Annotated in this window: 19 protein-coding genes; 13 read left to right on the plus strand and 6 right to left on the minus strand. The window is 60.1% G+C overall.

Annotated elements, in window-relative coordinates; all coding sequences use genetic code 11:
* Positions 1-258 precede the first annotated feature (258 nt).
* The 5 genes from N6L25_RS13750 to N6L25_RS13770 all read left to right on the plus strand — a co-directional run bounded on the left by N6L25_RS13750 (position 259) and on the right by N6L25_RS13770 (position 7685).
* Complete coding sequence (locus N6L25_RS13750; protein ID WP_271981347.1) at positions 259-2181, plus strand: PrkA family serine protein kinase; 1923 nt, start codon at positions 259-261, stop codon at positions 2179-2181.
* Positions 2182-2308: 127 nt separating this feature from the next.
* Entirely contained in the window at positions 2309-3595 is a 1287-nt protein-coding gene (locus N6L25_RS13755; RefSeq protein ID WP_271981552.1) for a YeaH/YhbH family protein, read from the plus strand.
* Entirely contained in the window at positions 3592-5139 is a 1548-nt protein-coding gene (locus N6L25_RS13760; protein ID WP_271981349.1) for a SpoVR family protein, read from the plus strand. Before N6L25_RS13755 ends, N6L25_RS13760 begins: the two co-directional genes overlap by 4 nt.
* Before the next feature lie 141 nt (positions 5140-5280).
* Positions 5281-6975 (plus strand): ABC transporter substrate-binding protein, encoded by a 1695-nt coding sequence (locus tag N6L25_RS13765; RefSeq protein ID WP_271981351.1) that lies wholly within the window; start codon positions 5281-5283, stop codon positions 6973-6975.
* Positions 6975-7685 carry a substrate-binding periplasmic protein gene (locus N6L25_RS13770; protein WP_271981353.1) on the plus strand — a complete coding sequence of 237 codons (711 nt, stop codon included), beginning with the start codon at positions 6975-6977 and terminating at the stop codon, positions 7683-7685. Before N6L25_RS13765 ends, N6L25_RS13770 begins: the two co-directional genes overlap by 1 nt.
* Positions 7686-7693: 8 nt before the next feature.
* Here N6L25_RS13770 and N6L25_RS13775 read toward each other — a convergent pair whose 3' ends face one another.
* The 4 genes from N6L25_RS13775 to N6L25_RS13790 all read right to left on the minus strand — a co-directional run bounded on the left by N6L25_RS13775 (position 7694) and on the right by N6L25_RS13790 (position 12852).
* The gene (locus N6L25_RS13775; protein ID WP_271981355.1) at positions 7694-9844 is read right to left on the minus strand and encodes a TRAP transporter large permease subunit; all 2151 of its coding nucleotides are present in this window, start codon (positions 9842-9844) and stop codon (positions 7694-7696) included.
* A 3-nt stretch (positions 9845-9847) separates the two neighbouring features.
* Positions 9848-10969, minus strand: coding sequence for a putative solute-binding protein (locus N6L25_RS13780; protein ID WP_271981358.1), 1122 nt, complete (start codon positions 10967-10969; stop codon positions 9848-9850).
* Positions 10970-11095: 126 nt separating this feature from the next.
* Positions 11096-11998, minus strand: a complete 903-nt coding sequence (locus tag N6L25_RS13785; protein ID WP_271981360.1) for a bile acid:sodium symporter family protein — start codon at positions 11996-11998, stop codon at positions 11096-11098.
* A 161-nt stretch (positions 11999-12159) separates the two neighbouring features.
* The gene (locus N6L25_RS13790; RefSeq protein ID WP_271981362.1) at positions 12160-12852 is read right to left on the minus strand and encodes a Crp/Fnr family transcriptional regulator; all 693 of its coding nucleotides are present in this window, start codon (positions 12850-12852) and stop codon (positions 12160-12162) included.
* A gap of 120 nt (positions 12853-12972) precedes the next feature.
* On the opposite strand from N6L25_RS13790, the gene N6L25_RS13795 reads away from it, so the two are divergent.
* The 3 genes from N6L25_RS13795 to N6L25_RS13805 all read left to right on the plus strand — a co-directional run bounded on the left by N6L25_RS13795 (position 12973) and on the right by N6L25_RS13805 (position 16097).
* Positions 12973-13743: a class II aldolase/adducin family protein gene (locus N6L25_RS13795; protein ID WP_271981363.1), complete on the plus strand. Its 771-nt coding sequence runs from the start codon at positions 12973-12975 to the stop codon at positions 13741-13743.
* A gap of 13 nt (positions 13744-13756) precedes the next feature.
* On the plus strand, positions 13757-14353 hold the full coding sequence (locus tag N6L25_RS13800) for an HD domain-containing protein (RefSeq protein WP_271981366.1): 597 nt from the start codon (positions 13757-13759) through the stop codon (positions 14351-14353).
* 301 nt (positions 14354-14654) lie between these two features.
* Positions 14655-16097: a WS/DGAT/MGAT family O-acyltransferase gene (locus tag N6L25_RS13805; protein WP_271981369.1), complete on the plus strand. Its 1443-nt coding sequence runs from the start codon at positions 14655-14657 to the stop codon at positions 16095-16097.
* A 17-nt stretch (positions 16098-16114) separates the two neighbouring features.
* Here the strand turns inward: N6L25_RS13805 and N6L25_RS13810 are convergent, their stop codons facing one another.
* Positions 16115-16750 (minus strand): TetR family transcriptional regulator, encoded by a 636-nt coding sequence (locus N6L25_RS13810; protein ID WP_271981371.1) that lies wholly within the window; start codon positions 16748-16750, stop codon positions 16115-16117.
* Between the two features lie 330 nt (positions 16751-17080).
* Here N6L25_RS13810 and N6L25_RS13815 point away from each other — a divergent pair, with 330 nt between their 5' ends.
* The 4 genes from N6L25_RS13815 (at position 17081) to N6L25_RS13830 (ending at position 23074) form a co-directional block, all read left to right on the plus strand.
* Positions 17081-18184, plus strand: coding sequence for a ferredoxin reductase (locus N6L25_RS13815; RefSeq protein ID WP_271981373.1), 1104 nt, complete (start codon positions 17081-17083; stop codon positions 18182-18184).
* A gap of 71 nt (positions 18185-18255) precedes the next feature.
* A complete protein-coding gene (locus tag N6L25_RS13820; RefSeq protein WP_271981375.1) occupies positions 18256-19335 on the plus strand; it encodes a fatty acid desaturase family protein in 1080 nt (359 codons plus the stop codon).
* Between the two features lie 400 nt (positions 19336-19735).
* A complete protein-coding gene (locus N6L25_RS13825; RefSeq protein WP_271981376.1) occupies positions 19736-22264 on the plus strand; it encodes a putative bifunctional diguanylate cyclase/phosphodiesterase in 2529 nt (842 codons plus the stop codon).
* Between the two features lie 57 nt (positions 22265-22321).
* Positions 22322-23074, plus strand: a complete 753-nt coding sequence (locus tag N6L25_RS13830) for a TenA family transcriptional regulator (RefSeq protein WP_271981378.1) — start codon at positions 22322-22324, stop codon at positions 23072-23074.
* 43 nt (positions 23075-23117) lie between these two features.
* On the opposite strand, the gene N6L25_RS13835 is transcribed toward N6L25_RS13830, so the two are convergent.
* Complete coding sequence (locus N6L25_RS13835; RefSeq protein WP_271981380.1) at positions 23118-23480, minus strand: YbaN family protein; 363 nt, start codon at positions 23478-23480, stop codon at positions 23118-23120.
* Positions 23481-23752: 272 nt separating this feature from the next.
* On the opposite strand from N6L25_RS13835, the gene N6L25_RS13840 reads away from it, so the two are divergent.
* A complete protein-coding gene (locus tag N6L25_RS13840; protein WP_271981382.1) occupies positions 23753-25864 on the plus strand; it encodes a TonB-dependent receptor plug domain-containing protein in 2112 nt (703 codons plus the stop codon).
* Positions 25865-25936 lie beyond the last annotated feature (72 nt).

Below are 25936 nucleotides of genomic sequence, written 5' to 3' on the forward strand. Positions count from 1 at the left end.
GACACTGTCCAACAGCCAAGGACTGAACTAAGCTGAACATATCGGCGGCGGCACCTGCCGATGGGGTAACGAGTCCGTCGACACCATTCTTCACTATCCAACACATGACACCAAACGCCACTGGCGTTGCCAACCGAAACGGGGATTTATACGTGAATCACGAATAACAGACAGGGCTACTGAACGCTGACGGCGAGGCTGTCAGGCCCCATCACAATTCCAAGTTCAGTGGTCCCGTCGCCATAGCGAGGGTGAACCATGAGTATAGTGCAGCACTTCAAGACACGGTATGACGCTACCCAGGAGGAAGAGTATTCCCTGGAGGAATACCTGGAGATCTGCAAACAGGACAAATCCGCGTACGCCACCGGCGCTGAGCGCATGTTGCTCGCCATTGGCGAGCCGGAACTGGTGGATACCTCGCGGGATACCCGGCTGTCACGCATCTTTTCCAACAAGGTCATCAAGCGGTATCCGGAATTCTCCGAGTTCTACGGCATGGAAGAAGCCGTGGAGAACATTGTCTCGTTCTTCCGTCATGCCGCCCAGGGCCTGGAAGAAAAGAAACAGATTCTCTATCTGCTGGGACCGGTTGGCGGCGGCAAGAGCTCCCTCGCCGAAAAGCTGAAGCAGCTGATGCAGAAGGTGCCCTTCTACGCCATCAAGGATTCGCCGGTTAACGAAACCCCTTTGGGCCTGTTCGATCCAGACGAGGACGGCCCGATCCTGCTCGACGAGTTTGGCATTCCCACCCGTTACCTCACGAACATCATGTCGCCCTGGGCGGTTAAGCGGCTGCACGAGTTTGGCGGCGACATTGGCAAGTTCCGAGTGGTGAAACGCTACCCCTCGATCCTCGATCAGGTGGCGGTCTCCAAGACCGAGCCCGGGGACGACAACAACCAGGATATTTCCGCTTTGGTGGGCAAGGTCAACATTCGCATGCTGGAGGATTATTCCCAGGACGATCCCGACGCCTACAGTTTCAGCGGCGGTCTGTGCCGCTCCAACCAGGGCCTGATGGAGTTCGTGGAGATGTTCAAGGCGCCGATCAAGGTGCTGCATCCGTTACTCACCGCCACCCAGGAAGGCAACTACAACACCACCGAAGGCATGGGCTCGGTGCCCTTTGACGGCATCATCCTGGCCCATTCCAACGAGTCCGAGTGGCAGACCTTCCGCAACAACAAGCACAACGAGGCGTTTCTGGATCGGGTCTACATCGTCAAGGTGCCCTACTGCGTGCGGGTGACCGAAGAGATCGAGATCTACCAGAAGCTGCTGAAGAACAGCTCGCTGTCTGGCTCGCCCTGTGCCCCGGACACCCTCAACATGCTGGCCCAGTTCTCCGTGCTGTCACGGGTCAAGGAGCCGGAGAATTCCAGCGTGTTCTCGAAAATGCGGGTCTATGACGGCCAGAACATCAAGGACACCGACCCCAAGGCCAAGTCGATCCAGGAGTACCGGGATGCGGCCGGGGTGAACGAAGGCATGGAAGGCCTGTCCACCCGCTTTGCCTTCAAGATCCTGTCCAAGGTGTTCAATTTCGACACCACCGAAGTGGCCGCCAACCCGGTGCATCTGCTGTATGTGCTGGAGAAGCAGATTGAACAGGAACAGTTCCCGGCCGACACCCAGGAACGCTACCTGCGCTTCATCAAGGAGTTCCTGGCGCCGCACTATGTCGAGTTTATCGGCAAGGAAATCCAGACCGCGTACCTGGAGAGCTACAGCGAATACGGCCAGAACCTGTTCGATCGCTACGTCACTTACGCCGACTTCTGGATTCAGGACCAGGAATACCGTGACCCGGAAACCGGCGAGATCCTCGACCGCTCCGCCATCAACGACGAGCTGGAGAAGATCGAAAAACCGGCGGGCATCAGCAACCCGAAGGACTTCCGCAACGAGGTGGTCAACTTCGTGCTGCGGGCCCGGGCCAACAACCAGGGCCAGAACCCCTCCTGGCTCAGTTACGAGAAGCTGCGCAGCGTGATCGAGAAGAAAATGTTCTCCAACACCGAAGATCTGCTGCCGGTAATTTCCTTCAATCCAAAAGCAAGTCAGGAAGATCAGAAGAAACACAAGCAGTTTGTCGAACGGATGGTCGACCGGGGCTACACCGAGAAGCAGGTTCGCCTATTGGCGGAATGGTACCTGCGGGTTCGGAAGTCCCAATAAGGAGCCGCCGATGGGGGCACCGAAACCGTCAGCGGCCGGGTCGCACAAGGCCCGGTCGGCGACGGCTTCGGGGCCTTGCTCCGCCACTCCTTGGTTTTCGGGTTAACGAAGAGGTGCAGTTATGGGGATGACCCACATTGTCGACCGGCGCCTGAACGGCAAGAACAAGAGCGCGGTGAACCGGGAGCGGTTCCTGCGCCGTTACCGGCAACACATCAAGAAAGCCGTAGCGGACGCGGTACAGCGCCGCTCGATCACCGATATTGAACGGGGCGAAAGCGTCAGCATTCCGTCCCGGGACATCCAGGAGCCCATTTTCCGTCACGGCCAGGGCGGCCGACGGGAAATCGTCCACCCCGGCAACCGTGAGTATGTCACCGGCGATACCCTGCCAAAGCCCCAAGGCGGCGGTGCCGGCCAGGGAGGCGGCCAGGCCAGCCCCGACGGTGAGGGGATGGACGAGTTCGCCTTCCAGATTACCCAGGAGGAGTTCCTCGACTTTCTGTTCGACGATCTGGAATTGCCCAACCTGGCCCGCAAGCGGCTCAAGGACACGGAAACCTTCAAGTACGTGCGGGCCGGTTACTCCACCCAGGGGGTGCCGGCGCGGCTGGACGTGGTGCGATCCCTGCGTGGCGCCCATGCCCGACGCCTGAGCCTGGGCGGCGCCCGGCGTCGTAAGCTGAAGGAGCTGGAGGAGCAATTGGCCGAATTGCTGGCCGCACGGGCGGAACCGGACGCTGCCTTCAGCAAAGAAGACCAGATTCAGGTACTGGAGGATGAGATCGCCCGCCTCAAAGGCAACCTGAAGCGCATCCCGTTCATCGACGAAATTGACCTGCGTTATCGTCAGCATCGCAAGGAACCTCAGCCAGCCACCAGTGCCGTCATGTTCTGCCTGATGGACGTTTCAGGCTCCATGACGCAAATGCACAAGGACATTGCCAAACGCTTCTTCATCCTGCTCTACCTGTTTCTCAAGAAGAACTACAAGAAAATCGATGTGGTGTTCATACGCCACCACACCAGCGCCAAGGAGGTGGACGAAGAAGAGTTTTTCTACTCCCGTGAAACCGGTGGCACCATCGTGTCCAGCGCATTGAAGCTGATGAAGAAAATCGTCGAGGCCCGCTACTCACCAGCGGAGTGGAATATCTATGCGGCCCAGGCTTCGGACGGCGACAACTGGAACGACGACTCCCCGGTCTGCGGCAAGCTACTAAAAGACGGCATCCTGCCCCTGGTGCAATACTTCGCTTATGTCGAGATCACGCCCCAAGATCACCAGATGCTGTGGTATGAATACGAGAAAATCATGGAAGAGCGCCCCCACAGCTTTGCCATGCAACAGATTGCCGATGCCGGTGAAATCTACCCTGTATTCCGCCACTTGTTCGAGAGGAAGGCTGCATGAGCGATACTGTCGATCAGGCCCGCAAGGCGACCGACCGCAACCCGATATCGACCGGGTCCGAGTGGACCTTCGAGCTGATCGGGCGATACAACGAAGAAATTGCCAAGTGCGCCGAGGAATTCGGTCTGGAAACCTATCCCAATCAGATCGAAGTCATCAGTGCGGAGCAGATGATGGACGCCTACAGTTCGGTGGGCATGCCGGTGGGTTATCACCACTGGTCATTCGGCAAACAGTTCCTCAATACCGCCAAAAGTTACCAGCGGGGGCAGATGGGTCTGGCCTATGAGATCGTCATCAACTCGGACCCCTGCATCGCATACCTGATGGAAGAGAACACCCTGCCCATGCAGGCCTTGGTGATTGCTCACGCCTGTTACGGCCACAACTCGTTTTTTAGAAACAACTACCTGTTCCGCACCTGGACCGACGCCAGCGCCATCATTGACTATCTGGTATTTGCCCGTAATTACGTCTCTGAGTGCGAGGAGCGCTACGGGGTCGAAGCGGTGGAGGAAATCCTCGACTCCTGCCACGCCCTGATGAACTACGGCGTCGACCGCTACAAGCGCCCCGCCCCCATCTCGGCCTCGGAAGAGCAGCGACGGCAAAAGGAGCGGGAGGAATACCTGCAGCGGCAGATCAACGACCTCTGGCGCACCATTCCCAAGAGTGCGGACGACGAGGACGAGAAGAGCCGCCGCAAGCAACGCTACCCGGAGGAACCCCAGGAGAACCTGCTGTATTTCATTGAGAAGAACGCGCCGCTGCTGGAAACCTGGCAACGGGAAATCATCCGGATCGTGCGCAAGATCGCGCAGTACTTCTATCCCCAGCGCCAGACCCAGGTGATGAACGAAGGCTGGGCCTCGTTCTGGCATTACACCCTACTCAACCGTTTGTACGAAAAAGGCCTGGTGACCGATGGCTTCATGATGGAATTCCTGCAGAGCCACACCGCGGTGATTTACCAGCCACCGTTCAACAGCCCCTGGTATTCCGGCATCAACCCCTACACCCTGGGCTTCTCCATCTATTCCGATCTACGCAGGATTTGCGAGAACCCCACCGACGAAGACCGGCACTGGTTCCCGGACATCGCCGGAACCGATTGGGTGGAAACCCTGCACTTCGCGATGAAGAACTTCAAGGACGAAAGCTTTATCCTGCAATTTCTGTCACCCAAGGTGATGCGGGATTTGAAGCTCTTTGCCATCGAGGACGACGATCAGGAAGACTTCTACCGGGTGACCGCCATTCATAACGAATCCGGCTACCGGCTGCTGCGCGAGAAACTCGCCAGACAGTACAACCTGAGTTACCGCGAACCCAACATTCAGGTATGGAATGTGGACCTGCGGGGCGACCGCTCCCTGACCCTGCGTCACGTTCCCACAGACCGGGTCCCGCTGGACGACGATACCAGCGAGGTGTTGCGACATACCCATCGGCTGTGGGGGTTCGATGTTCACCTGGAGAGTATCGACGACGACACCGTGGTCCAGGAGTTCCACTGCCCCCCCCGGGATCTGGACGACAATTAAGGAGCAGGCCCCGGGACCCGTTTGCCGTTTCCGAAGGAAAAGGGAGAACGGGCCACCAAAGCATCGGCAAATTCCTGGCAATGACGTACACTTTGGCTAAATTGATCGTCAGTTCTTCGTATTCATCGCGCAGGAGCATCGATGAAGTTCAGCCCGGTCAGCTTTGCTTTGCTGGCAACCCTTCCCCTGGTGGGTCTTGCCGAGCCCGCCGATGACGCCATTGAACATTGGCTATCCGAGGAGTTTCAGCCATCCAGCCTCAGTCGCGACCAACAGCGGGCTGAGTTGAACTGGTTTGCCCAGGCAGCGGCGCCGTATCGGGGCATGACCATTCGGGTGGTGTCCGAGCGCATTGACACCCACGCCTATGAGGCCAACGTGCTGGCCCGTGCTTTCACCGACATCACCGGCATTCAGGTTATCCATGAAGTCACCGGCGAAGATGACCTGGTCAAGAAAATCCAGGCCCAGATGGATACCGGGCTCAACATCTACGACGCCTACATCAACGATACCGATTTCATCGGCACCCATTACCGTCGCGGTAAGACCCTGGCGTTGACCGACTACATGAGCGGGGCCGGCGCCGATGTCACCCTGCCCAGCCTCGATCTGGACGACTTTATCGGCCTGGCCTTCGGCACGGCGCCCGACGGTAAGCTGTACCAGCTGCCGAGCCAGCAGTTTGCCAATCTCTACTGGTACCGGCACGACTGGTTCAGCCGCCCGGACCTGCAGCAACAGTTCGAAGACCGCTATGGTTACGCGCTGGGGGTGCCACAGAATTGGGCGGCCTATGAGGACATTGCCGATTTCTTCAGCCACCAGGTCCGCGAAATCGACGGCCAGCGGGTGTGGGGGCACATGGACTATGGTCGCACCGACCCCTCCCTGGGCTGGCGCATTTCCGATGCCTGGCTCAGCCTGGCTGGTGCTGGCGACCCTGGATTGCCCAACGGTTTGCCGGTGGATGACTGGGGAATCCGGGTGGAAGGCTGCCACCCGGTGGGCGCATCGGTGGTGCGGGGGGGCGCCATGGACAGCCCCGCCGCCATCTACGCGGTGGAGACCTACATCGAATGGCTGCAGCGCTTTGCGCCGCCGGCCGCCTACGACATGACCTTCACCACTTCCGGCGAATGGGTCGCCCAGGGCCAGGTCGCCCAGCAGGTATTTTGGTACACCGCCTTCCTGCCTGCACTCACCGGCCCCAATTCCCGGGTGCAAAACGACCAGGGCGAGCCGTTGTGGCGGGTGGCCCCCTCTCCTCGCGGCGCCTATTGGGTACCGGGCATGAAGTCCGGCTATCAGGACGCCGGAGGCTGGACCTTGCTGCGTAACACGCCGCCAGACCGATTGGCGGCGGCCTGGCTCTATGCCCAGTTTACCGTGTCGAAAACCGTCTCTCTGCGCAAGCTGTTATTAGGGCTAACGCCCATCAGGGCGTCGGACATCCACTCCAAAACCTTTGGCGATCGCGCCCTGGCACTGGGGGGACTGGTGGAATTTTATCGCAGCAATGCCCGCAACATCTGGACGCCCACCGGCACCAATGTGCCGGACTACGCCGCATTATCCGGGATCTGGTGGCAACAGGTGGGACGGGCGGTGCGAGGAGAAGTCAGCGTTGCCGACGCCATGTCGAACATGGCCAGCCTGGTCGACGCCGAGCTTGCGCAGTTGGCCCACAAATCAGACCGGCGCTGTGCTCCGCGGCTGAATTCGCCAGAGCCCAGGGCGACCTGGCTGGCACGGCCCGGAGCGCCCAAGCCAGCGATGGACACTGACGTCGCCCCCCAAACCCTGAGTTACGAGGAGGCGATCAAACAGTGGTAATGCGCCTTGCAGTTCGCCTGTTGGCCGGCCTGATGGTGACGTCGGCAGCGATGGCCGCCCCCCTTAAACTGATTACATTTCCGATACCACCGCTGGTCCGTATTTCCGACCACCAAGCGCCATCAGGCTATGCCCTCAACGTCATTCACCGCATGTTTGAATTGGCCGGGGATGACTACGAACTGGACTTCCAACCTGAGAAACGCGCCATACGCAGCGCCACCGAAGCCCCCAACACCTGTGTCTTCCCGATCGACCGCTCCCAGGAGCGGGAAGCCAGCCTGAGTTGGATTGGCCCGGTTTCCATTTCCCGGCACGGCTTTTACAGCCACCCGGATCGCCCCCTCACCATCCGCACCCTGGCCGACGCCCGCCCCTACACCATCAGCAGTCACTTGGGCAGCGGCCTGGGTGAATACCTCCAGAGCCTGGATTTTCGCATGCACCTGGCCAGCAAAAATCACCTCGGCTTGTTGATGCTGAACGCGGGCCGGGTGGACCTGTGGATCTCGGACACCCGCTCCGCGCCGATCCTTGCCGAGCGCCTGAACCTCAGGCTGAACGCACCGGAACTGGTGTTTTTCACCACCCTGCGATCGCTTGGCTGCAATCGCCAGACCAGCCCGGAAAGGCTGCAGGCACTGGAGAACGCCCTGCTGGCGATGTATAGCAGCGGCGAACTCCAGGCCATTCTTGACCTGGAGCCCTGAATCCGCCGTTATCCCAAGACGGTTTGAGGCGCCGATGCCAGCAGCAGGCTCCGAGCGGTTTCCGACAGCTGCGGCAGGAAGGTGACGATCAAAAGCGCGCTACCCATGACCAGCACCGGCAGGATGAAGCGGAAATTGCGCTGCCAGAAGGTGCCGTGCAGGCTCTCCCAGGCGACGGGCACACCGACCACCTGTCTGGTCAGCAGGTGATTGAGGGCCACCGGCGGGGTTAGATACCCCATCTCGAAGGCCAGTACCGTCATCACCCAGAAATGCAGCGGCTCAATGCCGTTGCCGAGGGCAATCGGGGCCAGGGTCGCGTTCACCAGCAACACGGCGCCATAGGGGTCCATGATCATCCCGATCAATACCAGCATGCCCATCAGCAGCGCCAGGGTCAGCCACACCGAGCCCAGGCTGTCAGGGAACAGCTCCAGCAGGCCGGAGCGCTCGATCAGTCCGCCGACGCTGACCGACAATGCCATCAGCATCAACAAGGCGCCGATCAACGCCGTGGAATCGTCCGTTGCTCGTAGCACCGCCTGACGATAACCGACCGGCACGGGCTGGTCGGGCGATGTCTCCGGTTGGCCGAGATCCGGGTCGGCTTCCTTCAGCAGCCATCGCTCCATGGCCAGAATCAGCAACATCACCAGCGGCAGAATGGCCGGTGCCGAGAACTCATCCAGACCACGGTCCAGCAGCAGTTCCCACACCATGACCACGGCGGCAAACGCCGCGATATAAGGCAGCAGCGGTACCAGCGCCCGCAGCATGCCCGGTATCGCCTGCATCGGCGAGGCGGTCTTGAGGCTGGAACGCCCCCCCAGCAACAGTACGAACAGGGTATACACCAAAGCCGTCAGCAGCAGCACCCGGGCTCCGGCGCTGAACAGCTCATCGGTGGTGACGCTGTTGTTCAGCGTCGCCACTATGACCACCAGCAGGCAGGGCCGGAGCATGGTGCCCATGGAACCGGAAATGGCCGTGGTGGCGAGCGCCAGCTGCTCAGACGTTCCCGCCCGCCGCAGTTCCCGGTACAGGGTCATGCCGGCGGCCAGGATGAAGATTCCCGAGGCACCGCTGTAGGCCGTCGGCAGGGCCGTCAGCAACAGCACCACCACCCCCAGCCACTTGGGTGGTAACTGCCAGGGCCGGATCACATCGAACACCTTGCGGGGCAAATGACTGCGCGCCAGCAGCATGCCCACCCAGACATAGAGCCCGAGGCTCAGAAACAGCGCCGACAGCTCCGCCATCATGTTCAGGTACACCGCAATACCGTGATAGAAGCCGTGGAACATGAACTGCAGCGCCGCACTGAGGCACATGACGCTGTACAGTGGCACACTCAGCAAGGCCCGGGGCCAGGAGCCGGTGCGGCTCAGGTCGGTTCGGGATTGACTGAGCTGGTAAGCAGAGATCACCGTCAGCAGGCCGAATCCGGTCACCCAGATATCGTGCATGAACAGGTGCGCCAGCGGCATGCCGGCGGCTGCCTGGGCCAGTTCCTGCTGGCGGTAGAGCCAGGCCGACAGGGTCAATAAGGCATTGGCGACCAACTGGGCGACGGTGGCGACCCGGTCATCCTGCTGACTTTCCACCGGACGCAACGAGATGTGCTGGCGCCGTAAGGTGGCGGCCGCGGCGCAGAACAGCAGCATCAGCCCCAACAGCACCCGGCGGTTGCCCGTAACCATGATGACCGCTTGCGACAAGCCCGCTTCCATGGTGGCAAAGGCCGTCACCGCAGGCGTATTGAGCGCCTGCAAACGTTGCCACCTGGACCATTCCCCGCGGCAGGTCTCAGCCTGACGCCGAAGGGATTCGTGGATGGCCTCGCGGTCGATCTGACCGCCAAAGACGTCGGCAAAGGGGTCCTCGGCCAGCTCCGCCTGCTTGGCGCGCACCGCCACCTCAACAGCCTGCCCCAGATCCGGGTGCTGTTCACAACGCGGCTGTTCCAGACGATCAATCACCCGCAAATTGAAGTAGTCGGGCCAGGTGGCGCTACCGACCTCCAGCAAGCGTGAGTGCAGGGTTTCTCCCACCGACGCTAACAGCGTGAGTACCAGAATAACCAGCATGGGCAGGCTGGAAAGCCAGCGGGCAAGACTCAGCGAGCCGGATCGGCTCAGGGTATCGGAGTGTGCGGACATGGGTTACTCAACCGGATTGCTGCATTCTTCCCTGCCGCTGTCGGCGCGGCAGCGAATCTTGCGCTGCAGGGTCAGCATATCGGCACTGTAATAACCTTCATCCCGCAATTGCAGGCGAGCTTGCTGCATCATCCGCTCGTAATCGAGGCGGTCCTGGTCGGGAATGTCGATCCACCAGCGCTCAGGCACCTTGGCCTCCTCCATAGCCACCCGACTGATGATCTCGTCAAAGCCCTCATAAAAGGCCTCGCGGACGAACTGGGCCAGCTCATTGGGTACCACCTCGGCACGCCCGATCAACTGCATGGTGATGTGGGTCAACGGCATCTCGATGATGCCGCCATCCGGCGACAGGCCTTTGTGCAGCTCCAGCACCTCGTAGCCCGCCAGCGGTGCGGCCAACACATCCACCACGCCGGTATTGAACATGTTGGGGGCGTTGACGATATCCGCCACCACCGGCGTGGCGCCCACCCCAGCGATCATCCGCGCCTGGGTCGGGTCATAGTCAAGCACCACCACTCGCTTGCCGGAAGCCTTGGCCAGCGTGTTGACGGATCGGTCATTAACGAACACATGGGCCGCCCCGGCCGGGGCAATGCCCATCACCACATAATCGCCACTCACCATGCGCTCGGCGCTGCGGGGATCGGCCATCAACTGCAGTGCCAGCCGCATCTGATTCCGTTCGGGAAACCCACCGATGGAATCGAGCGTACCGGTGTACTGATTGAACAAACGGGCTCGCAACCCACTCATCAGCGCGGCATCACAGGTTCCGGACTTGAGTTCCTCCACCATGATGGATTCACTGGTGTAGGGCACCATTTCCACATTGATACCGAACTGGATGATCTTGCGGCGCTGGTCCTGGGCGGCTGCAAAAAGGGGTCCGGAACGCCCGAAGATGTCCCAAATACAGACACGGTAGACACGATCGGGATCAGGCTCCAGACCGGTCAACGCCTGCATGGCGGCAATGCGCTGCGACAGCGGCAAGGTGGTATCGTAGACCTGGTCGCGGAATGAGGACTCATTGGCCAGTGCCGGGGTGGCAAACAGAACAAAAAGCCACAGCAAGGCGGCTTGGCATCGCCGGGTAAAGCGGGGCATAGGGGCAGACATTGTTGTTATACCTGTTATCAGAGAATCAGGAGGCGAGTCCTCGCCTCCCCGGTCGTCAAGGCTACCAACTTTCAGATCCTGACAACCTGTCTCTTTGGGCCAGCGCCAGCTGCCTGGACCACAACCTCAAGGGTTCGCCTGTGCCGACGCTGGTTTCGACTGCGCCGTTCCGGCAATCAGACGCCGTCCGAAGCTGACCAGGACAAATCCGGTGGGAAACATCAACACGCCATAGACCGCGGCAGGAATGGACATATCGCTGGATTCCAGCAGGGTCAGGGTCACCATCAGGGCGATGGTGCCGTTCTTGATACCCAGCTCCATGGCCACCGCCAGGGACTCCCGCTGGGACAGCCCCGAGCATCGACTCACCAACAGGCCCAGGGCAATCCCGGCGATGTTCAACAGGATCGCCGCCGGCCCCGCCTGCACCAGTAGCTCACCAATTCGGTCGCGAATACCGTAGAGCAGGCCAAGGATCAGCAATGCCAGAACCAGCCCGCCGAACACACTGACCGCACCTTCGGCCCGCTGTGCCAGGGCCGGCGCCCGTGTTCGTACCGCCATGCCAAGCGCCACCGGGAACAGTACAATGCCCACCAGCATGGCAATGGTCTTGCCGATCGGCAGGACAATGTCTTCCTGGGTTCCGAACTGCAGCTGCAGCGCCCAATTTGTGAAGAGGGGCAGCGTGAGAATGGTCAGCAGGCTTGCGGTAACGGTCAGCAGGATGGACAAAGCCACATGGCCTCGCGCCAACAGCACGAACAAATTAGAGGTCGTGCCACCGGGACAGGCGGCAATGATCACCAGACCCACCGCCATCGCCGGGGCCAGCCCCAACAACCAGGCCAGGGCGAAAGCCACCAGCGGCATCAGTAAAATTTGGGCAAAGGTACCGACGATCATGCCGCGGGGGTTGATCGTCACCTGCCGAAAATCCCGCAAGGTCAGGGTCATGCCGATACCGATCATGATGATGAACAGGGAAATCGGCAGTCCAACGGATACGAGTGGGCTGGATTCCATAAGTGTCTCCTGGGTTGTTATTGTTGTTGCCGCTTTTAGTGTTGCCGGCGATGTTGATGTTATTGTGGTTACCGTCAGCTCGCCCCCCTCGGGGGCGGCAGAGCAGGCGCGTTCAAGAGGCCGTTATCACGTTAGCAACGCAGTCGTTTTACACGGTCGCGTCAATCCAGCGTTTTCAAGTGGGTCAGCAGTGCTCCGGGGTCGGTGAGCGTCACCCGGCCGTATTCAAGCCGCAGCAAACCAATCTCCTCAAAGCGCTTGATGACCTTATGCACGCCCTGCCGGGTCATCCCCATCATATTGGCGATATGTTCCCGGGTCAGGTAGAACGTCACGGGCTCGGCACTGACCTCGCCGATGCCCTGTATTTGTGCCAGAAACAGCAAGCGGCGCCCGATCCGGGCCTCGATGCCCCGCAACGCGTCGTCCTCGATGATGGACATCGCCGACCACAGCCGCCGGCTGATCAGGTCCATAACCACCGGATAAGCCTGGGGGAAGCGCGCCAGCAACTGACGAAATCCCTCCCCGGGCAATTCGATGATCGTCGCGTCTTCATGGGCGGTGGCCCCGTAGACTCTCGGGGTGCCCGGGGAGAACACGGTATCTCCGAACCAGGCGCCCGCGCCGAAAATGATCAACATGGCCTCCCGTCCGGCGGCATTGACCGAGCTGATTCGCACCGTACCGTCGGCAATCACGCACAGCGTGGCCTGCATCGAACCTTTGGCGTATATCGGCTTACCGGCGACAAAATGCTTCACCCGCGCCATCGCCGCCGCCTCGTCGAGTGCCTGCCCTGGCAGTCCGGCCAAAAGCGGACAGGCCTGAAGAACGGATTTAGGTTCAATCATGAATGGAGTGTACCCAGTTGCCATCCAGCACAATGTAAACCATTTGACAGTTTTACGCCTCTACACCTGCCTACACTCAAAAAACACCCAACAATAACCCACACCGAGAGAACACTGATTATGTCCGATCAATTGGCGATCCCCTCCAAGCAAGGGCAAGTCAGCGCCGAAGAATGGCAGCTTCGCGTTGACCTGGCCGCCGCCTACCGTCTGGTCGCGCTGTATGGCTGGGACGATCTCATTTTCACCCACATCTCCGCCCGTATCCCCGGCGAAGAGCATCAGTTCCTGATCAACCCTTACGGCATGATGTTCGAAGAAATCACCGCATCAAGCCTGGTACGGGTGGATCAGGCCGGCAACAAGGTTAATCCGGACGATTTCGACATCAACCCGGCCGGCTTCACCATCCACAGCGCCATCCATGCGGTTCGGGACGATGCGGTCTGCGTCATGCACACCCACACCACCGCCGGGGTCGCGGTGTCGGCCCAGCAGGAAGGACTGCTGCCGCTGTCCCAGCAGAGCCTGTTTCCGCTGTCCAACCTGGCGTACCACGATTACGAAGGCGTAGCCCTGCGAGAGGACGAGAAAGCTCGGCTGCAACGGGATCTGGGCAACAACAATTTCATGATCCTGCGCAATCACGGCCTGCTCACCACCGGTGCCAGCATCGCCGATGCGTTCCTGGGCATGTACATCCTGCAGCGCGCCTGCGAGGTCCAGATCCAGGCCCTCGCCGGCAGTCGCCCCATGACACCAGTGCCCGACGGCATTGTCGACACCATCCGCCAGCAGGCCACGCAGGTAACCAAAGGCATGGGTGGCAAACTGGCCTGGCCAGGGCTACTGCGCAAGCTGGATCGCATCGATCCGGGTTTTCGGAACTGAATAGGGAAACACCATGAGTGATGATAAAGCGCCGCGAGCGCGCTTCCACCATATGAAAAACGGCACCGCGGAAGACTGGCACATCATTGCCCAGTCCTTTGGTCAGTTCGCCAAATCGCTGCCAGACCGCATCCTGGAACACTTGCGCTTGCTGGAGGGGGACTTCGGCGGCTTTCCGGTGGACCGTCTCAGTCACTGCCTGCAGACCGCAACCCTGGCGCACCGGGACGGCAAAGACGACGAATATGTAGTCTGCGCCCTGCTACACGACATCGGCGACACCCTCGGCTCGTACAATCACGCCGATGTTGCCGCCGTGCTGCTGGAGCCCTTCGTCAGCGAGGCAAATCACTGGATGATCAAGCACCACGCCATCTTCCAGGGCTACTATTTCTTCCACTACCTGGGCCTGGACCGGGACCTGCGGGACAACTACCGGGACCACCCTCACTTCAAACGGACCATCGAATTCGTCAGCAAGTACGATGCGCCGGCGTTCGATCCGGAGGGCGAAATTCTGCCGCTGGAGTACTTCGAACCGATGGTGCGCCAGCTCTTCGCCAAGCCGGTACGCTCGCTGTACAAGGAGGCAGAGGACGCAATGCAGTAACCGACCTGCCTTGAGCCGGCCCTTCCCCCGAGGGCCGGCCTTCCCGCCCAGAAATTGCGCCTTTAGCTTCACTCGCCCCATTACGTGGTTATACGTATACTCAAAAAAATACATGGAACCGATGAGCGGTAACGCCCGTTCTTCTAAGATGTAATTAAGAATCACGTCCGAGCGTGCGCAAAGACACGCAAGAATGGAAGCAACGCAGCCCGACCTCGGTCCCGGCACCGGTGGCTGGCTCACTAAATAAAACGATCCCCTCAATCCCCAGGTATGGGCGAGAGCGGCAAGAGGACTGAGCATGAAACGTTTGGCAACACTGGATGCATCCTGGCTGGCGGTAGAATCCGAAAACACCCCCATGCACGTCGGCAATCTGCAGATTTTTTCACTTCCGGAAGGCGCGCCGGAAACCTTCCTTCAGGACCTGGTCACCCACATGAAGTCCGAGCGGGAAGTCGAGAAGCCTTGGTGCTACAAACTCGCCTTCCCCGGCAACCTGGGCCGAGTGGTCGCCCCCGCCTGGAAAATCGATAACGACATCGACCTGGATTACCATGTCCGCCACTCGGCCCTTCCCCGCCCAGGCGGCGAACGGGAGCTGGGCATCCTGGTGTCACGCCTGCACTCCAACCACCTGGACTTCAACCGTCCGCTGTGGGAGTGTCACATCATCGAAGGACTGGAAAACAACCGTTTTGCGCTCTATACCAAGATGCATCATTCGCTGATCGACGGCATCAGCGGCATGCGCCTGATGCAACGGGTACTGAGCACCGATCCCAACGACACCGACATGGCGCCCCCCTGGGCGGTGCGCCCGGAACAACGCCGCGCCAGCAAGACCGACAACGAGGCGAGCGTCCACGCCGCCTGGTCCCAGGCCCGGGAAGCCCTCAGGCTGCAGACCGATATCGCGCCGCGACTCTGGGATGCCATGTCCCGCCTGGTCAGCTCCGCCCGCCATCCCGAAGATGGCCTGATGGCGCCGTTCACCGGGCCGGTGTCGCCGCTTAACCATCGGGTCACCCCGCAGCGACGCTTTGCCACCCAGCATTACCAGTTGAGCCGCCTGCGTCGACTGGCCAAACTGTCCCACGCCTCCCTGAATGACATCGTGCTGTATCTGTGCGGTACCGCACTGCGCCGGTTCCTGCTGGATCAGCACCAGCTACCGGATACCCCGCTGACCGCCGGCATTCCCGTCAACATCCGCCCGGCGGATGATCAGGGCACCGGCACCCAGATCAGCTTCATGATCGCCTCACTGGCCACCAACGAAGGCGATCCCTTGCAGCGGCTAGCGGCCATCAAAGAGTCCACCCGCCGGGCCAAGGAACACCTGCAGAAGCTGCCCAAGAAAGCGCTGACCCAATACACCATGATGTTGATGTCACCGTATATCCTGCAGTTAATGTCGGGCCTCGGTGGTCGCATGCGTCCGGTGTTCAACGTCACCATTTCCAACGTGCCGGGACCAAACCACACCCTGTATTACCAAGGGGCCAAGCTCGAAGCCATGTATCCGGTGTCACTGATTGCACACGGCGGTGCCTTGAACATCACCTGCCTGAGCTACGACGGATCATTGAACTTCGGTTTCACAGGCTGCCGCGACACCCTGCCCAGCATGCAACGGCTGGCGGTATATAATGGCGAGGCCCTGGACGAACTGGAAGAACTGCTGACGCCGCCCGCTGACGAACCGCGAGCCGCCTCCAAGGAGGAGGCTGCCGAGGCCTGAACCGGCCCCGCTTTGGATTACTCGGGGCGGTTCCCTGTCTGCCAGTTAGCCGCCCCGACAAAGATCAGTTGCAGGCACCGGGTGGTGCGTTTTTTGATCTGTTCGATCTGGTAATCGTCATCCGGCTCAACACCGATGAGGTCGGTCAGGCTGAAGGCCACCGTGCGTACCACCAGATCACAGGTCAGCTCCAGATCGGCATCACCGAGATGCTCCGCCAGCCGCAGGCGACGCAAGTCATTGCTCAATTCGCTTGAGAAAAAGCGCAGCTCGCTACGAATCCCCTCCTGCACGGCCCGGCTCTCGCCCGCCAATCCCTGGGCCATGAAGATGAAGAAATTGCGGTTCTGCTGAACGTGGCTGATGAAAATCGCCACGGACTCCTCCATCAACTTGTCTGCCTGCAGGACGTTTTGCCGCGCCTCTCGCATCATGCGCCGCAGTACCAGCCCCAACTCGTCAACCAGTTGCAGCCCCAAATCATCCATATTGCGGAAGTGCCGATAGAAGGCGGTGGGCACGACACCGGCCTGCCGAGTGACCTCACGAATCCCCAGGCTGGCAAAATGGCGCCCCTTCCCCACCAGGGTCAGCGCGGCCTCCATCAGCTTATCCCGGGTTTCTCCCGGCTTACGACGCTTACGTTCAGCCATAACGAACGACTTCTCTTTCCCAATCGATAGCGGTTATGCACCCGATAAGTCACCGCCGGACAAGCTGGTGCAGGCAGGGCAGTCACGAAGCGGCAAACAAGTGTACACAAAAAAATCATCCGTGCGACACAGATCCAGTCATTAAGGGCCACAAGCTGTTTTTCGCCACCACAGTTTTAGCTTCCGCCGGCTTCAGACAGGCAATCACTACAGAATTTCAATGAGTTACGACACTCCATGCGCTGACCTAGGAATTTGTTGACAGCCCAGCATCCACTTGTGTACATTTGTTCACAACTCGTGAACACTTGTACACATGGAGAGGAAACCATGCTGTCTTTACTGGAACAAAATCGCCCTCTGCGCTGGCTCGGCAAGCAGCTTTTCAATCGGGAAGACCCGGCGGCCTTCTTTGACCCCCTGCTCACCAGCATTGATCCAATGCTGGTACGCCAGTACGTGCCAGCCAAGGTAACCGGCATTCTTGACGAAACCGCCGACACCAAAACCTTTGTCCTGAAACCTTCGGCCCGCTGGGCGGGATACGAGGCAGGACAACATGTGAACATCTGTATCGAAATTGACGGTGTTCGGCTCAATCGAACGTTCAGCCTGTCCAGCTCTCCCAAGCAGTGGCAGCAGAACGGCACGGTCACGCTGACCATCAAGCGCCTGCCCGGCGGTCAGGTAACCAATTGGATGCACGATCACCTGCAGCCCGGTGATACCCTGGCCCTTGGGGAGGCCTTCGGCGACTTCCTGGCCCCGGAAGTGCCAGAACCGTTGCTGTTCATTGCTGGCGGCAGTGGCATCACCCCGGTGCTGAGCCTGCTGGACACCCTGGCCGACGACGATTACTCCGCGCCGGTGACCCTACTCTACTTCGTGCGCACTCAGGCTGACGTTATCGCCGCCGAGAAACTGCACACCCTGCGCCAGCACTGGCCGGCCTTCACCCTGACTGTGGTGGCCACCGATGCCGGCAAGACCCCGGAATACCTCAACGACGGTCACCTGGACACGGTACCGGGCATTAGCGCGCGCCGCTGCTACCTGTGCGGCCCCAAGGGCCTGATGGACCTTGCCAATGAGTTGCTGTACCACCGGGCCATCAACGCCGACCGCATTCACAGCACCTTCTTCTCCGCGCCCATGGCGGCTTTGCCCTCCGACGACCTCGGTGGCGAAGTGGCTTTCGAACGCAGCGGCGTAACAGTGAGTGCCGAAGGCGATGCGGTGCTGCTGGAGATCGCCGAAGCCGCCAAGCTGTCGCCGAAGTACGGCTGCCGCATGGGGGTTTGCCACCAGTGCAGCTGCAAGAAGACCAGCGGCACGGTCATCAACCGGCTCACCGGCAAAGCCTCCGGCCCTGGCGAAGAGAATATCCAACTGTGCGTCTCGGTTCCCCAGGGGCCGGTTAACATCGATCTCTGATCACCCCATTCTTGCCAGAAACCAAGAACAAAGAGAACGGGTCCGCAACCGGGCCCGCTGAGGAGCAAATGATGAAGAAACTCAACGAAGCCCAACTTCAGGAACTGGAACAGGACCTCAACGCCATCCGCGACGAAGTGCTGGCCGACCTGGGCGAGCGTGATGCCAAATACATTCGCCGGGTGGTCCGGCTGCACCGGGCACTGGAAATCGGCGGCCGGGTGATGATGCCGTTCGGTTTCATTCCGCCGGTGTTCGTTGCTGCCACCGCGTCACTGGGTTTGGCCAAGATCATCGAGAACATGGAAATTGGCCACAACGTCATGCATGGCCAGTACGACTGGATGAATGACCCCTCGTTGCATTCGCAAACCTATGAGTGGGACACCGTATGCAGTAGTGAGTCCTGGCGTCGCACCCACAACTATGAGCATCACACATACACCAACGTCATCGGTAAGGACCGGGACTACGGCTACGCGGTGTTGCGACTCGGTGACGACGTCAAGTGGCACCCCGGCCATCTGCTGCAGTTCATTAACTACATCCTGCTGACGGTGCTGTTCCAGTGGGGGGTAGGGCTGCATGAGCTGGAAACCGAGCGTCTGCGTCGCCGGGAGATCACCTGGAAGTCCAAGCTGCCGTTCCTCAAGGATTTCTTTCGCAAGGGCGGGCGTCAGGCGTTCAAGGACTATGTGTTTTTCCCGCTGCTGACGTTCCCGGTGGCTCCCATCGTGCTGGCCGGCAACATCGGCGCCAACCTGATCCGCAACCTGTGGTCCTCTACCGTGATCTTCTGCGGTCACTTTACCCAGGATGCCGAGACCTTTACCGAGCAAGAGTGCGAGAACGAGAGCAAGGGCCACTGGTATCTGCGTCAGTTGACCGGCTCCAGCAACTTCACCGGCAACAACTTCGTGCACCTGCTGAGCGGCCACCTCAGCTACCAGATCGAACACCATGTGTTCCCCGATCTGCCGGCCCACCGCTATCGCGAAATCTCACCGAAGGTTCAGGCGGTGTGCGAGAAGCATGGCATTCATTACAACTCCGCCAGTTTTGGCCGCCAGTACTGGACCGTGCTCCAGCGTATCGGCCGGTTCTCGCTGCCGGATAAACTCAGACTGAAGCTGGAAGCCCAGCCGGCCTAAGCTTTTGGGCCCGGGGACGGACGTGATGTCTGTTGCCGGGCCCAGTTTCACGCCTCTCGGCCCTATCTGTTCCACCCTTCGCCACCCTTGCTCCCCCCTTCGCCATCCTTGCCCCCCTGGCCAGCCTTGGCCACAGCCCAGCCGTTTGACGAGATTTTACCCCGCTCGCTCCGCCCCTCTTGCTCGTTCTAACACCCTGATTCACCTTCACTTCTGGCCAAGGCCAGGGCTTCGCCGAAACTTGCGCAACGTCTCATAGCAATTCGATACAAGAAAATTCATTTAATCACGACTATATCTATTAATCTGGACATCTACCGCGACGGTGGGCTGAAGTGACGATGTAGCCATCGATTCCGGAGAGCGACTGATCGGACACACTATTATCTGGTGCATCGCCATGAACGACGACAAGTTTGTTGGTGGCACGGATGGCCTAGCGAATGATCAGAAGGGACTCTGGCTACACGACCTGAAGCACATCAAATTGAGCGAAATCAAAGGGCTGCTGGCTGGGCACAGCCTCAGGCTGCTTTACCTCCCCCATGGGCTGGAATCGAAATTTCGCGATTATTTCTGCCTGAACTCCGCCAACTGGCTCAGAAAGTCCGTGTACGGGCTGATCATTCTCTATCTGCTCGTGGTTGTCCCCGTTGGACTCTTTTTCGAAGATGCCAGTAAACCGATCTGGATGTGGCTGGCGGTAGCCCCAATCGGCGTGGTGCTTTTCTGCATCTGGCTCCTCACCCTGATCAAAGAACCCGAACGTTACGTCGAGCTGGTTCTGGAAGCCGGGGTGTTTATCTGCCTCACGGGCACCTTGTCGGGCGTCATGCTGCTGGGGGAGCATTACCTCGGGCAAGTGGCCGCGCTGGAGAGCATCTACATCATCATGGTGGCCTTCTCGGTGCTGAAGTTGCGAACCATGCTGGCACTGGTGGGCTGCCTTACCGCCATCGCGGTGGCCAGTTGGGCGGCCTGGCTGGTGGATACCCAGTACAGCGCCCTGACCATGCTACTTTGCTTCTGGATTCCCCTGCTGATATGCGCCTTCAACGGCTACATGCTCGAGCATGCCTACCGCCGCGATTTTGTGCAGATGCTTTGCCACCATCATGAGAAAAGCAACCTGCTGCAGGAAATGATCGCCATCGGAAACGAGGCGAAAGATGTTCAGGCGGTGCTTGAGTATGGCCTGAACCGCATTTGCGTTCATATGGGCTGGCACCTGGGACGGGCCTACAACGTGGAACAGCAGAACCTGGGGCCGGTTGCCGCCAGCGGCATGGGCGGTGGACTCAAGTTGGAGTGGCTGAGGACCATTGAACACAACTGGCCCGAGGCTCGACATTCCGAACTGGCCCAGGAGGCCATGCAACTGGGCAAACCGTCCTGGGCCAAACAAGGCATTGAACTGGGCGAAGATGCCACCTCGACCCGGCTGGCGTTCCCGGTCATGATCGATAACGAAGTGGCGGCGGTGCTGGAGTTCTTTTCACCTCGCGACGAGCGCCTGGCGCCCAACATGCTGGCGCTGATGGAACAGGCGACCAATCAGCTTGGGCGCTTGTACGAGCGTGATCGTCAGCAGCAGATGCTCACCAGAGTGTCGCTGGAAGACCCGCTCACGGGTCTGCCCAACCGGGTGGCTTTCCTGAACCAGTTGCACGCGGCCCTGTCTCGCCACCGGCGAACCCCTAACTACCATTTTGCCGTGATGTGCGTGGGGGTGGGCAGGTTCAAGTCGATCAACGAAAGTCTGGGGCATGCGTCGGGAGACGAAGTGCTGCGCGAGGTGGCCCGCCGCCTACAGATGCATCACCGCCCCACCGATGTGATCGCCCGCATCAATGGCGCCGAGTTCGCCATTCTGATGGACAACATCTATTTTCCCGAAGACGTCATGGCGCTGATTAAGCGAATCCAGGAAAAATTTGTGGAGCCTGTGCAGCTGGACGGCCAGAGCCTCAACCTCGACACCTCCATCGGCGTGGCCTACAGCGGTCAGGGACTCGACGTGGCCGAAGAAATACTCAGCGACGCCGATACCGCCATGAGCCAGGCCAAGGACACCAACGTCGGCTACCTGATTTTCGAAGAGATGATGCGTCATCGGGTCCAGCATCGGCTGCGGCTGACCGAAGACCTGAAAAAAGCCATAGAAACCGATCAGCTGGAATTGTTCTACCAACCCATTGTTGACCTGCAAAGTGGCCAGGTTTCCGGCTTTGAATCGCTGATCCGCTGGAATCACCCCCGGCTGGGGATGGTGTCCCCCAACGACTTCATTCCGCTGGCCGAAGATACTCAGTTGATTTTGCCGCTGACCGTGTGGGTCGTGCATGCTGCTGCCCGGCAGTTACAGAGCTGGCAGGAAATAAACCCCGAGACCATGCTGAGTGTCAACCTGTGCGCCAGCTATTTCGCCAGCGGCAGTATGCCGGACGAGATGATTCAGATCATCGAGCAGCACGATTTGCGCAGAGGCAGCTTCCGGCTGGAGATTACCGAGACCAAAATGATCGATAACGAGGAAGCCTGCCTGCGTAATCTGCGACGGCTGGCCAAGAATGACATCCCGGTTTATATCGATGATTTTGGCACCGGCTACTCTTCGCTCCATTACCTGGCCAACTACCAGGTCAGCGCACTCAAGATCGACAAGTCGTTCATGGACCGGATTACCGAGCAGGGCAAAGACACCATCGTTGTCAACATGATCGCTTCGCTGGGCCAGAATCTGGGGCTGAAAGTCATTGCCGAAGGCGTGGAAAACGAAGCCCAGCTCCACTGTCTGAAGGCGATCGGGTGCGACTATGTACAGGGCTTTTTGATGTCTCGCCCGGTACCGGCGCAGGAGGCGAAGCGCCTGATTGGAATGCAATTGGTTGGTGTGATGCCCGAGAGCCAGTTCGGCGCCGGCGCCTAGCGCTGGACGGCCAGACCGGCGTCAACGCATCCACCTCACCACGTGGAGCTTAGAGTAATGTACGCAGCTGAATACAAAAGAAAACTCGAACTCACCGACCATTGCGCCTGGGCGCAGCGGTTCTGGGACGACCTGGTGCCGCTGAAAAATCGCGTGGTGCAACACCCCCTGTTTACCGAGATGGCCGACGGTACATTGTCGCTCACCCGGTTTCGTCGGGCACTGCTCAACTTTTACCCCCTGGTGGAACACTTTCCCAAATACATGGGGCTAAACCTGGGCAAAACCCGCCCCGGCGCGGCACCCGGCCACGAAGAGGCCAAACTCTGGCTGATTGACAACATCCACGTGGAGCAGCGGCACGCCTACTGGTATCAGGACTGGGCACTGGGCTTCGGCATTGACAAGGACGCGCTCTCGAGCGTGGTGCCACCTGCAGGGATGGACGCCATCAACCATTTCCTGTGGAACATATCCAACAACGCCTCCCTGGAAGAAGGCATTGCCGCGACCAATCTGGCCATTGAGTGGGCGACCGGGGAGTGGAGCCAGCAAGTAGTGAAGGGAATAAAACGTTACGCCGACGAGGGTAAGGCCACCATCAACCGCCACACCATGGCCTGGTTACGAGCCCATGCCAGCTATGACGACAACCACCCGTACGAAGCCATGGAGTTGATCAAACGTATTGCGGTGACCGAGGAACAGCAGTCGCGGGCGCTGGCCGCAGCCCGACGGGGCTTCGAGTACTACCTGCTCGCCCTGGACGATTGCCATGAGCCGCGCTTTGAGTCGCAAGCATCGGCTTGAAGCCGGTTGTCGTGAATCTGGCGCCCCATCCCCTTTCCCGCCATTAGCAGGAAGGCCGGGACAGCAGATAACCGCCCAAGGCGCAGAAGAATGCGCCCAGTAGTACCAGCATCCAGGCTGGCGCGCCAACGACATAAACCGTCGCCCAGCTCACACAGAGCATGGCGCAAGCCAGTACCTTTGCCGACCTGGGCACCACCTGCCGATGCCGCCAGTTCGCTATCACCGGTCCAAATCGCCGATGATTCAGCAACCAGGCTTCAAATTCCGGAGAGCTTCGGCCCGCCGCCCAGGCAGCAATCAGGATAAAGACCGTGGATGGCAACAGTGGCAGCACGGCACCCGCGATCGCCAAGCCGACACTCAGGTACGCTATTACCCTGTAACCGCCCTTACCGATGGACATTGCCGCCAATTCACCCGTCATCCCATGAAGCCCGCAGGGGCCGGTTCACATTTTCTCAGTGTACCTGCAATCATCGAACAGGTCGCCCCTGCAGGCCCGATGGCCGCCTCGGGAAAAGCCCGTAGCAACCATCGGCCCGGTTTGTCGCACCATCGCCGGTGGTGTGGGTGTCGCCAATACTTGCGCACGCCAATAAGCTGACCTAAGTTTACCGTGGGAGTCTCCATCAACGTCAGGGGTGTTGTACCCAACGCTCTGCCAAAGGGGGCATAATGCCGAGTTCCAGGCTTGCGGTTGTAGCCTTGTGGTTTACTCTGTTCGCTGCGCCACCCGCCGTGGCGCAGAATGTCGAGTCAATGAGCCTGGAAGAGCTGATGAGCCTTCAGGTTCGCATTGCCACCGGCACGCCCAAATCCTTGGCCCGCGCCCCGGCGGTGGCCAGCGTGATCACCGCCGAGGAACTGGAGGCCATGGGGGTGCAGGACATCGACGAGGCCCTGGAATTGGTGCCCGGCCTGCACGTGTCCCACGGCAGCTTTATCTACGCCTCCCGCTATTACATCCGCGGCATCGTCTCCAATTTCAACCCCCACACCCTGGTGCTGATCAACGGCATTCCCAAGTCCAGCCTGTTCCTCGGCGACCGCGGTCAGCGACCGATGGCCCGTGCCGGCTTCCCGGTGAAGATGGTGGAGCGTATCGAGATCATTCGCGGCCCCGGCTCGGCGGTTTACGGCGCCGATGCCTTCGCCGGCGTCATCAACATCATCACCAAGGCCCCCGAGGACCTCGACGGCGGCGAAGCCAGCCTGGCCTACGGCAGTTTCGACAGCGGCTATTCGTTCCTGCGCCAGGCCCTGGACGTGGGTCCGGTACAGGGGGTGTTCTCCATCGCCTACGACCAGAGCAACGGCGACGATCCCACCATCGAGGCCGACCAGCAATCCAACCTGGATGCCCTGTTGGGCACCAGCGCCTCGCTGGCGCCGGGCCCGGTCAGCATGGGCTACCGCAATTTCGACCTGCGCACCGATCTGCTCTGGAGCCAGTTCCGCCTGCGTATGGCTTACCGCCAGGACCGGGTGGAAACCGCTCAGGGCATCAACGACAACCTCGACCCGGACAGTCGCTTCGAACACCACCACGGCATGGCGGACCTGACCTGGCAGGCGCCCGAGTTTCACCCGGACTGGGAGCTGGATACCCAGCTCAGTTACCTATATAGCGATTTTCGCAACCCAAACCCGATCAACCTATTCCCGCCAGGCGCTGATTTTACGCTGATCGGCGGCGGTGCCTTCCCCGAAGGGGCACGCTCAACCCCTGAGCTCTCGGAGGAAAATGCCCGAGTCGACGTGACTACGTTGTACCGTGGTTGGGATGACCATCAACTGCGCCTGGGCACCGGGTATTTCTGGGGCGACATCTTTAGGGTGACCGACACTACGAACAACCAACTGTCGCCAACCGGCGCGCCAATGCCGATTCCGACAACCGACATCAGCGACACCGAGCGCATTTTCCTGCCCGAGAACCAGCGCACCAGTTACTATGGCTTTGTGCAGGACGAGTGGGCCTTCGCCCCGGACTGGGAACTGACCGCCGGGGTTCGCTACGACCATTACTCGGATTTTGGCGATACAGTAAACCCACGATTAGCCCTGGTCTGGACCACCTCCCCCTGGCTGACCACCAAACTGCTGTACGGCGAGGCCTTCCGCGCCCCGGCCTTCTTCGAGCTCCATGCCCGCAGCAATCCGGTGGCCCTGGGCAACCCGGACCTGGAACCGGAAACCATCAAGAGCACCGAACTGGCCTTTAGCCTGACGCCCTCTGAAAACTGGGCCCTGGACATCAACCTCTACCACTACCGCATCGATGACCTGATCGACTTCGAGGGCGACCCGGGCGGCACCTTTACCGCCCAGAACAGCGGCCGGGTACGGGGTCGCGGCATCGAAACGGAGCTGCGCTATCAGCTGGCCGCTACCGCTCAGCTGCTGCTCAACTACAGTTACCAGCGAACCCGCGACCAGGATGGCGAGCCATTGGGACTCACCCCCAACTCCGACGCCAGCCTGCGCCTGAACTGGCAGCCAAAACCCGCCTGGCAGGTCACCCCCAGTGTGGTCTGGGTCGGTTCCAGCGAACGGGCCGCCGGCGATGCCCGCGCCAAGCTGGACGGTTACACCACCCTGGACCTGAATATCCGCCGACTGCTGAGCGACAACGTCACCCTCAACCTGCAAGCCCGCAATGTGTTCGATGCCGACGTGCGCGAAGCCAGCCGCGGGCCGGTACAGGGGCAGAGCGTGCCGAATATTCCCAACGACCTGCCCCAACAAGGGCGCAGCGTCATCCTGCAGGGCACGGTGCGCTGGTGACACCCTTTCGCCGCCGTTGGCTAACAACCTGAAATTGCGTCGACGCAGCGACTGACCTAAATTTCAAGAATG

The organism is Marinobacter sp. SS21 (assembly GCF_028369065.1).
In the GTDB taxonomy this organism is placed as follows: domain Bacteria; phylum Pseudomonadota; class Gammaproteobacteria; order Pseudomonadales; family Oleiphilaceae; genus Marinobacter.

Bases quoted from the DNA above. Each gene is read 5' to 3' on its own strand.
- N6L25_RS13750 (WP_271981347.1), top strand. From the start codon at position 259: ATGAGTATAGTGCAGCACTTCAAGACACGGTATGACGCTACCCAGGAG.
- N6L25_RS13755 (WP_271981552.1), top strand. From the start codon at position 2,309: ATGACCCACATTGTCGACCGGCGCCTGAACGGCAAGAACAAGAGCGCG.
- N6L25_RS13760 (WP_271981349.1), top strand. From the start codon at position 3,592: ATGAGCGATACTGTCGATCAGGCCCGCAAGGCGACCGACCGCAACCCG.
- N6L25_RS13765 (WP_271981351.1), top strand. From the start codon at position 5,281: ATGAAGTTCAGCCCGGTCAGCTTTGCTTTGCTGGCAACCCTTCCCCTG.
- N6L25_RS13770 (WP_271981353.1), top strand. From the start codon at position 6,975: ATGCGCCTTGCAGTTCGCCTGTTGGCCGGCCTGATGGTGACGTCGGCA.
- N6L25_RS13775 (WP_271981355.1), bottom strand. From the start codon at position 9,844: ATGTCCGCACACTCCGATACCCTGAGCCGATCCGGCTCGCTGAGTCTT.
- N6L25_RS13780 (WP_271981358.1), bottom strand. From the start codon at position 10,969: ATGTCTGCCCCTATGCCCCGCTTTACCCGGCGATGCCAAGCCGCCTTG.
- N6L25_RS13785 (WP_271981360.1), bottom strand. From the start codon at position 11,998: ATGGAATCCAGCCCACTCGTATCCGTTGGACTGCCGATTTCCCTGTTC.
- N6L25_RS13790 (WP_271981362.1), bottom strand. From the start codon at position 12,852: ATGATTGAACCTAAATCCGTTCTTCAGGCCTGTCCGCTTTTGGCCGGA.
- N6L25_RS13795 (WP_271981363.1), top strand. From the start codon at position 12,973: ATGTCCGATCAATTGGCGATCCCCTCCAAGCAAGGGCAAGTCAGCGCC.
- N6L25_RS13800 (WP_271981366.1), top strand. From the start codon at position 13,757: ATGAGTGATGATAAAGCGCCGCGAGCGCGCTTCCACCATATGAAAAAC.
- N6L25_RS13805 (WP_271981369.1), top strand. From the start codon at position 14,655: ATGAAACGTTTGGCAACACTGGATGCATCCTGGCTGGCGGTAGAATCC.
- N6L25_RS13810 (WP_271981371.1), bottom strand. From the start codon at position 16,750: ATGGCTGAACGTAAGCGTCGTAAGCCGGGAGAAACCCGGGATAAGCTG.
- N6L25_RS13815 (WP_271981373.1), top strand. From the start codon at position 17,081: ATGCTGTCTTTACTGGAACAAAATCGCCCTCTGCGCTGGCTCGGCAAG.
- N6L25_RS13820 (WP_271981375.1), top strand. From the start codon at position 18,256: ATGAAGAAACTCAACGAAGCCCAACTTCAGGAACTGGAACAGGACCTC.
- N6L25_RS13825 (WP_271981376.1), top strand. From the start codon at position 19,736: ATGAACGACGACAAGTTTGTTGGTGGCACGGATGGCCTAGCGAATGAT.
- N6L25_RS13830 (WP_271981378.1), top strand. From the start codon at position 22,322: ATGTACGCAGCTGAATACAAAAGAAAACTCGAACTCACCGACCATTGC.
- N6L25_RS13835 (WP_271981380.1), bottom strand. From the start codon at position 23,480: ATGTCCATCGGTAAGGGCGGTTACAGGGTAATAGCGTACCTGAGTGTC.
- N6L25_RS13840 (WP_271981382.1), top strand. From the start codon at position 23,753: ATGCCGAGTTCCAGGCTTGCGGTTGTAGCCTTGTGGTTTACTCTGTTC.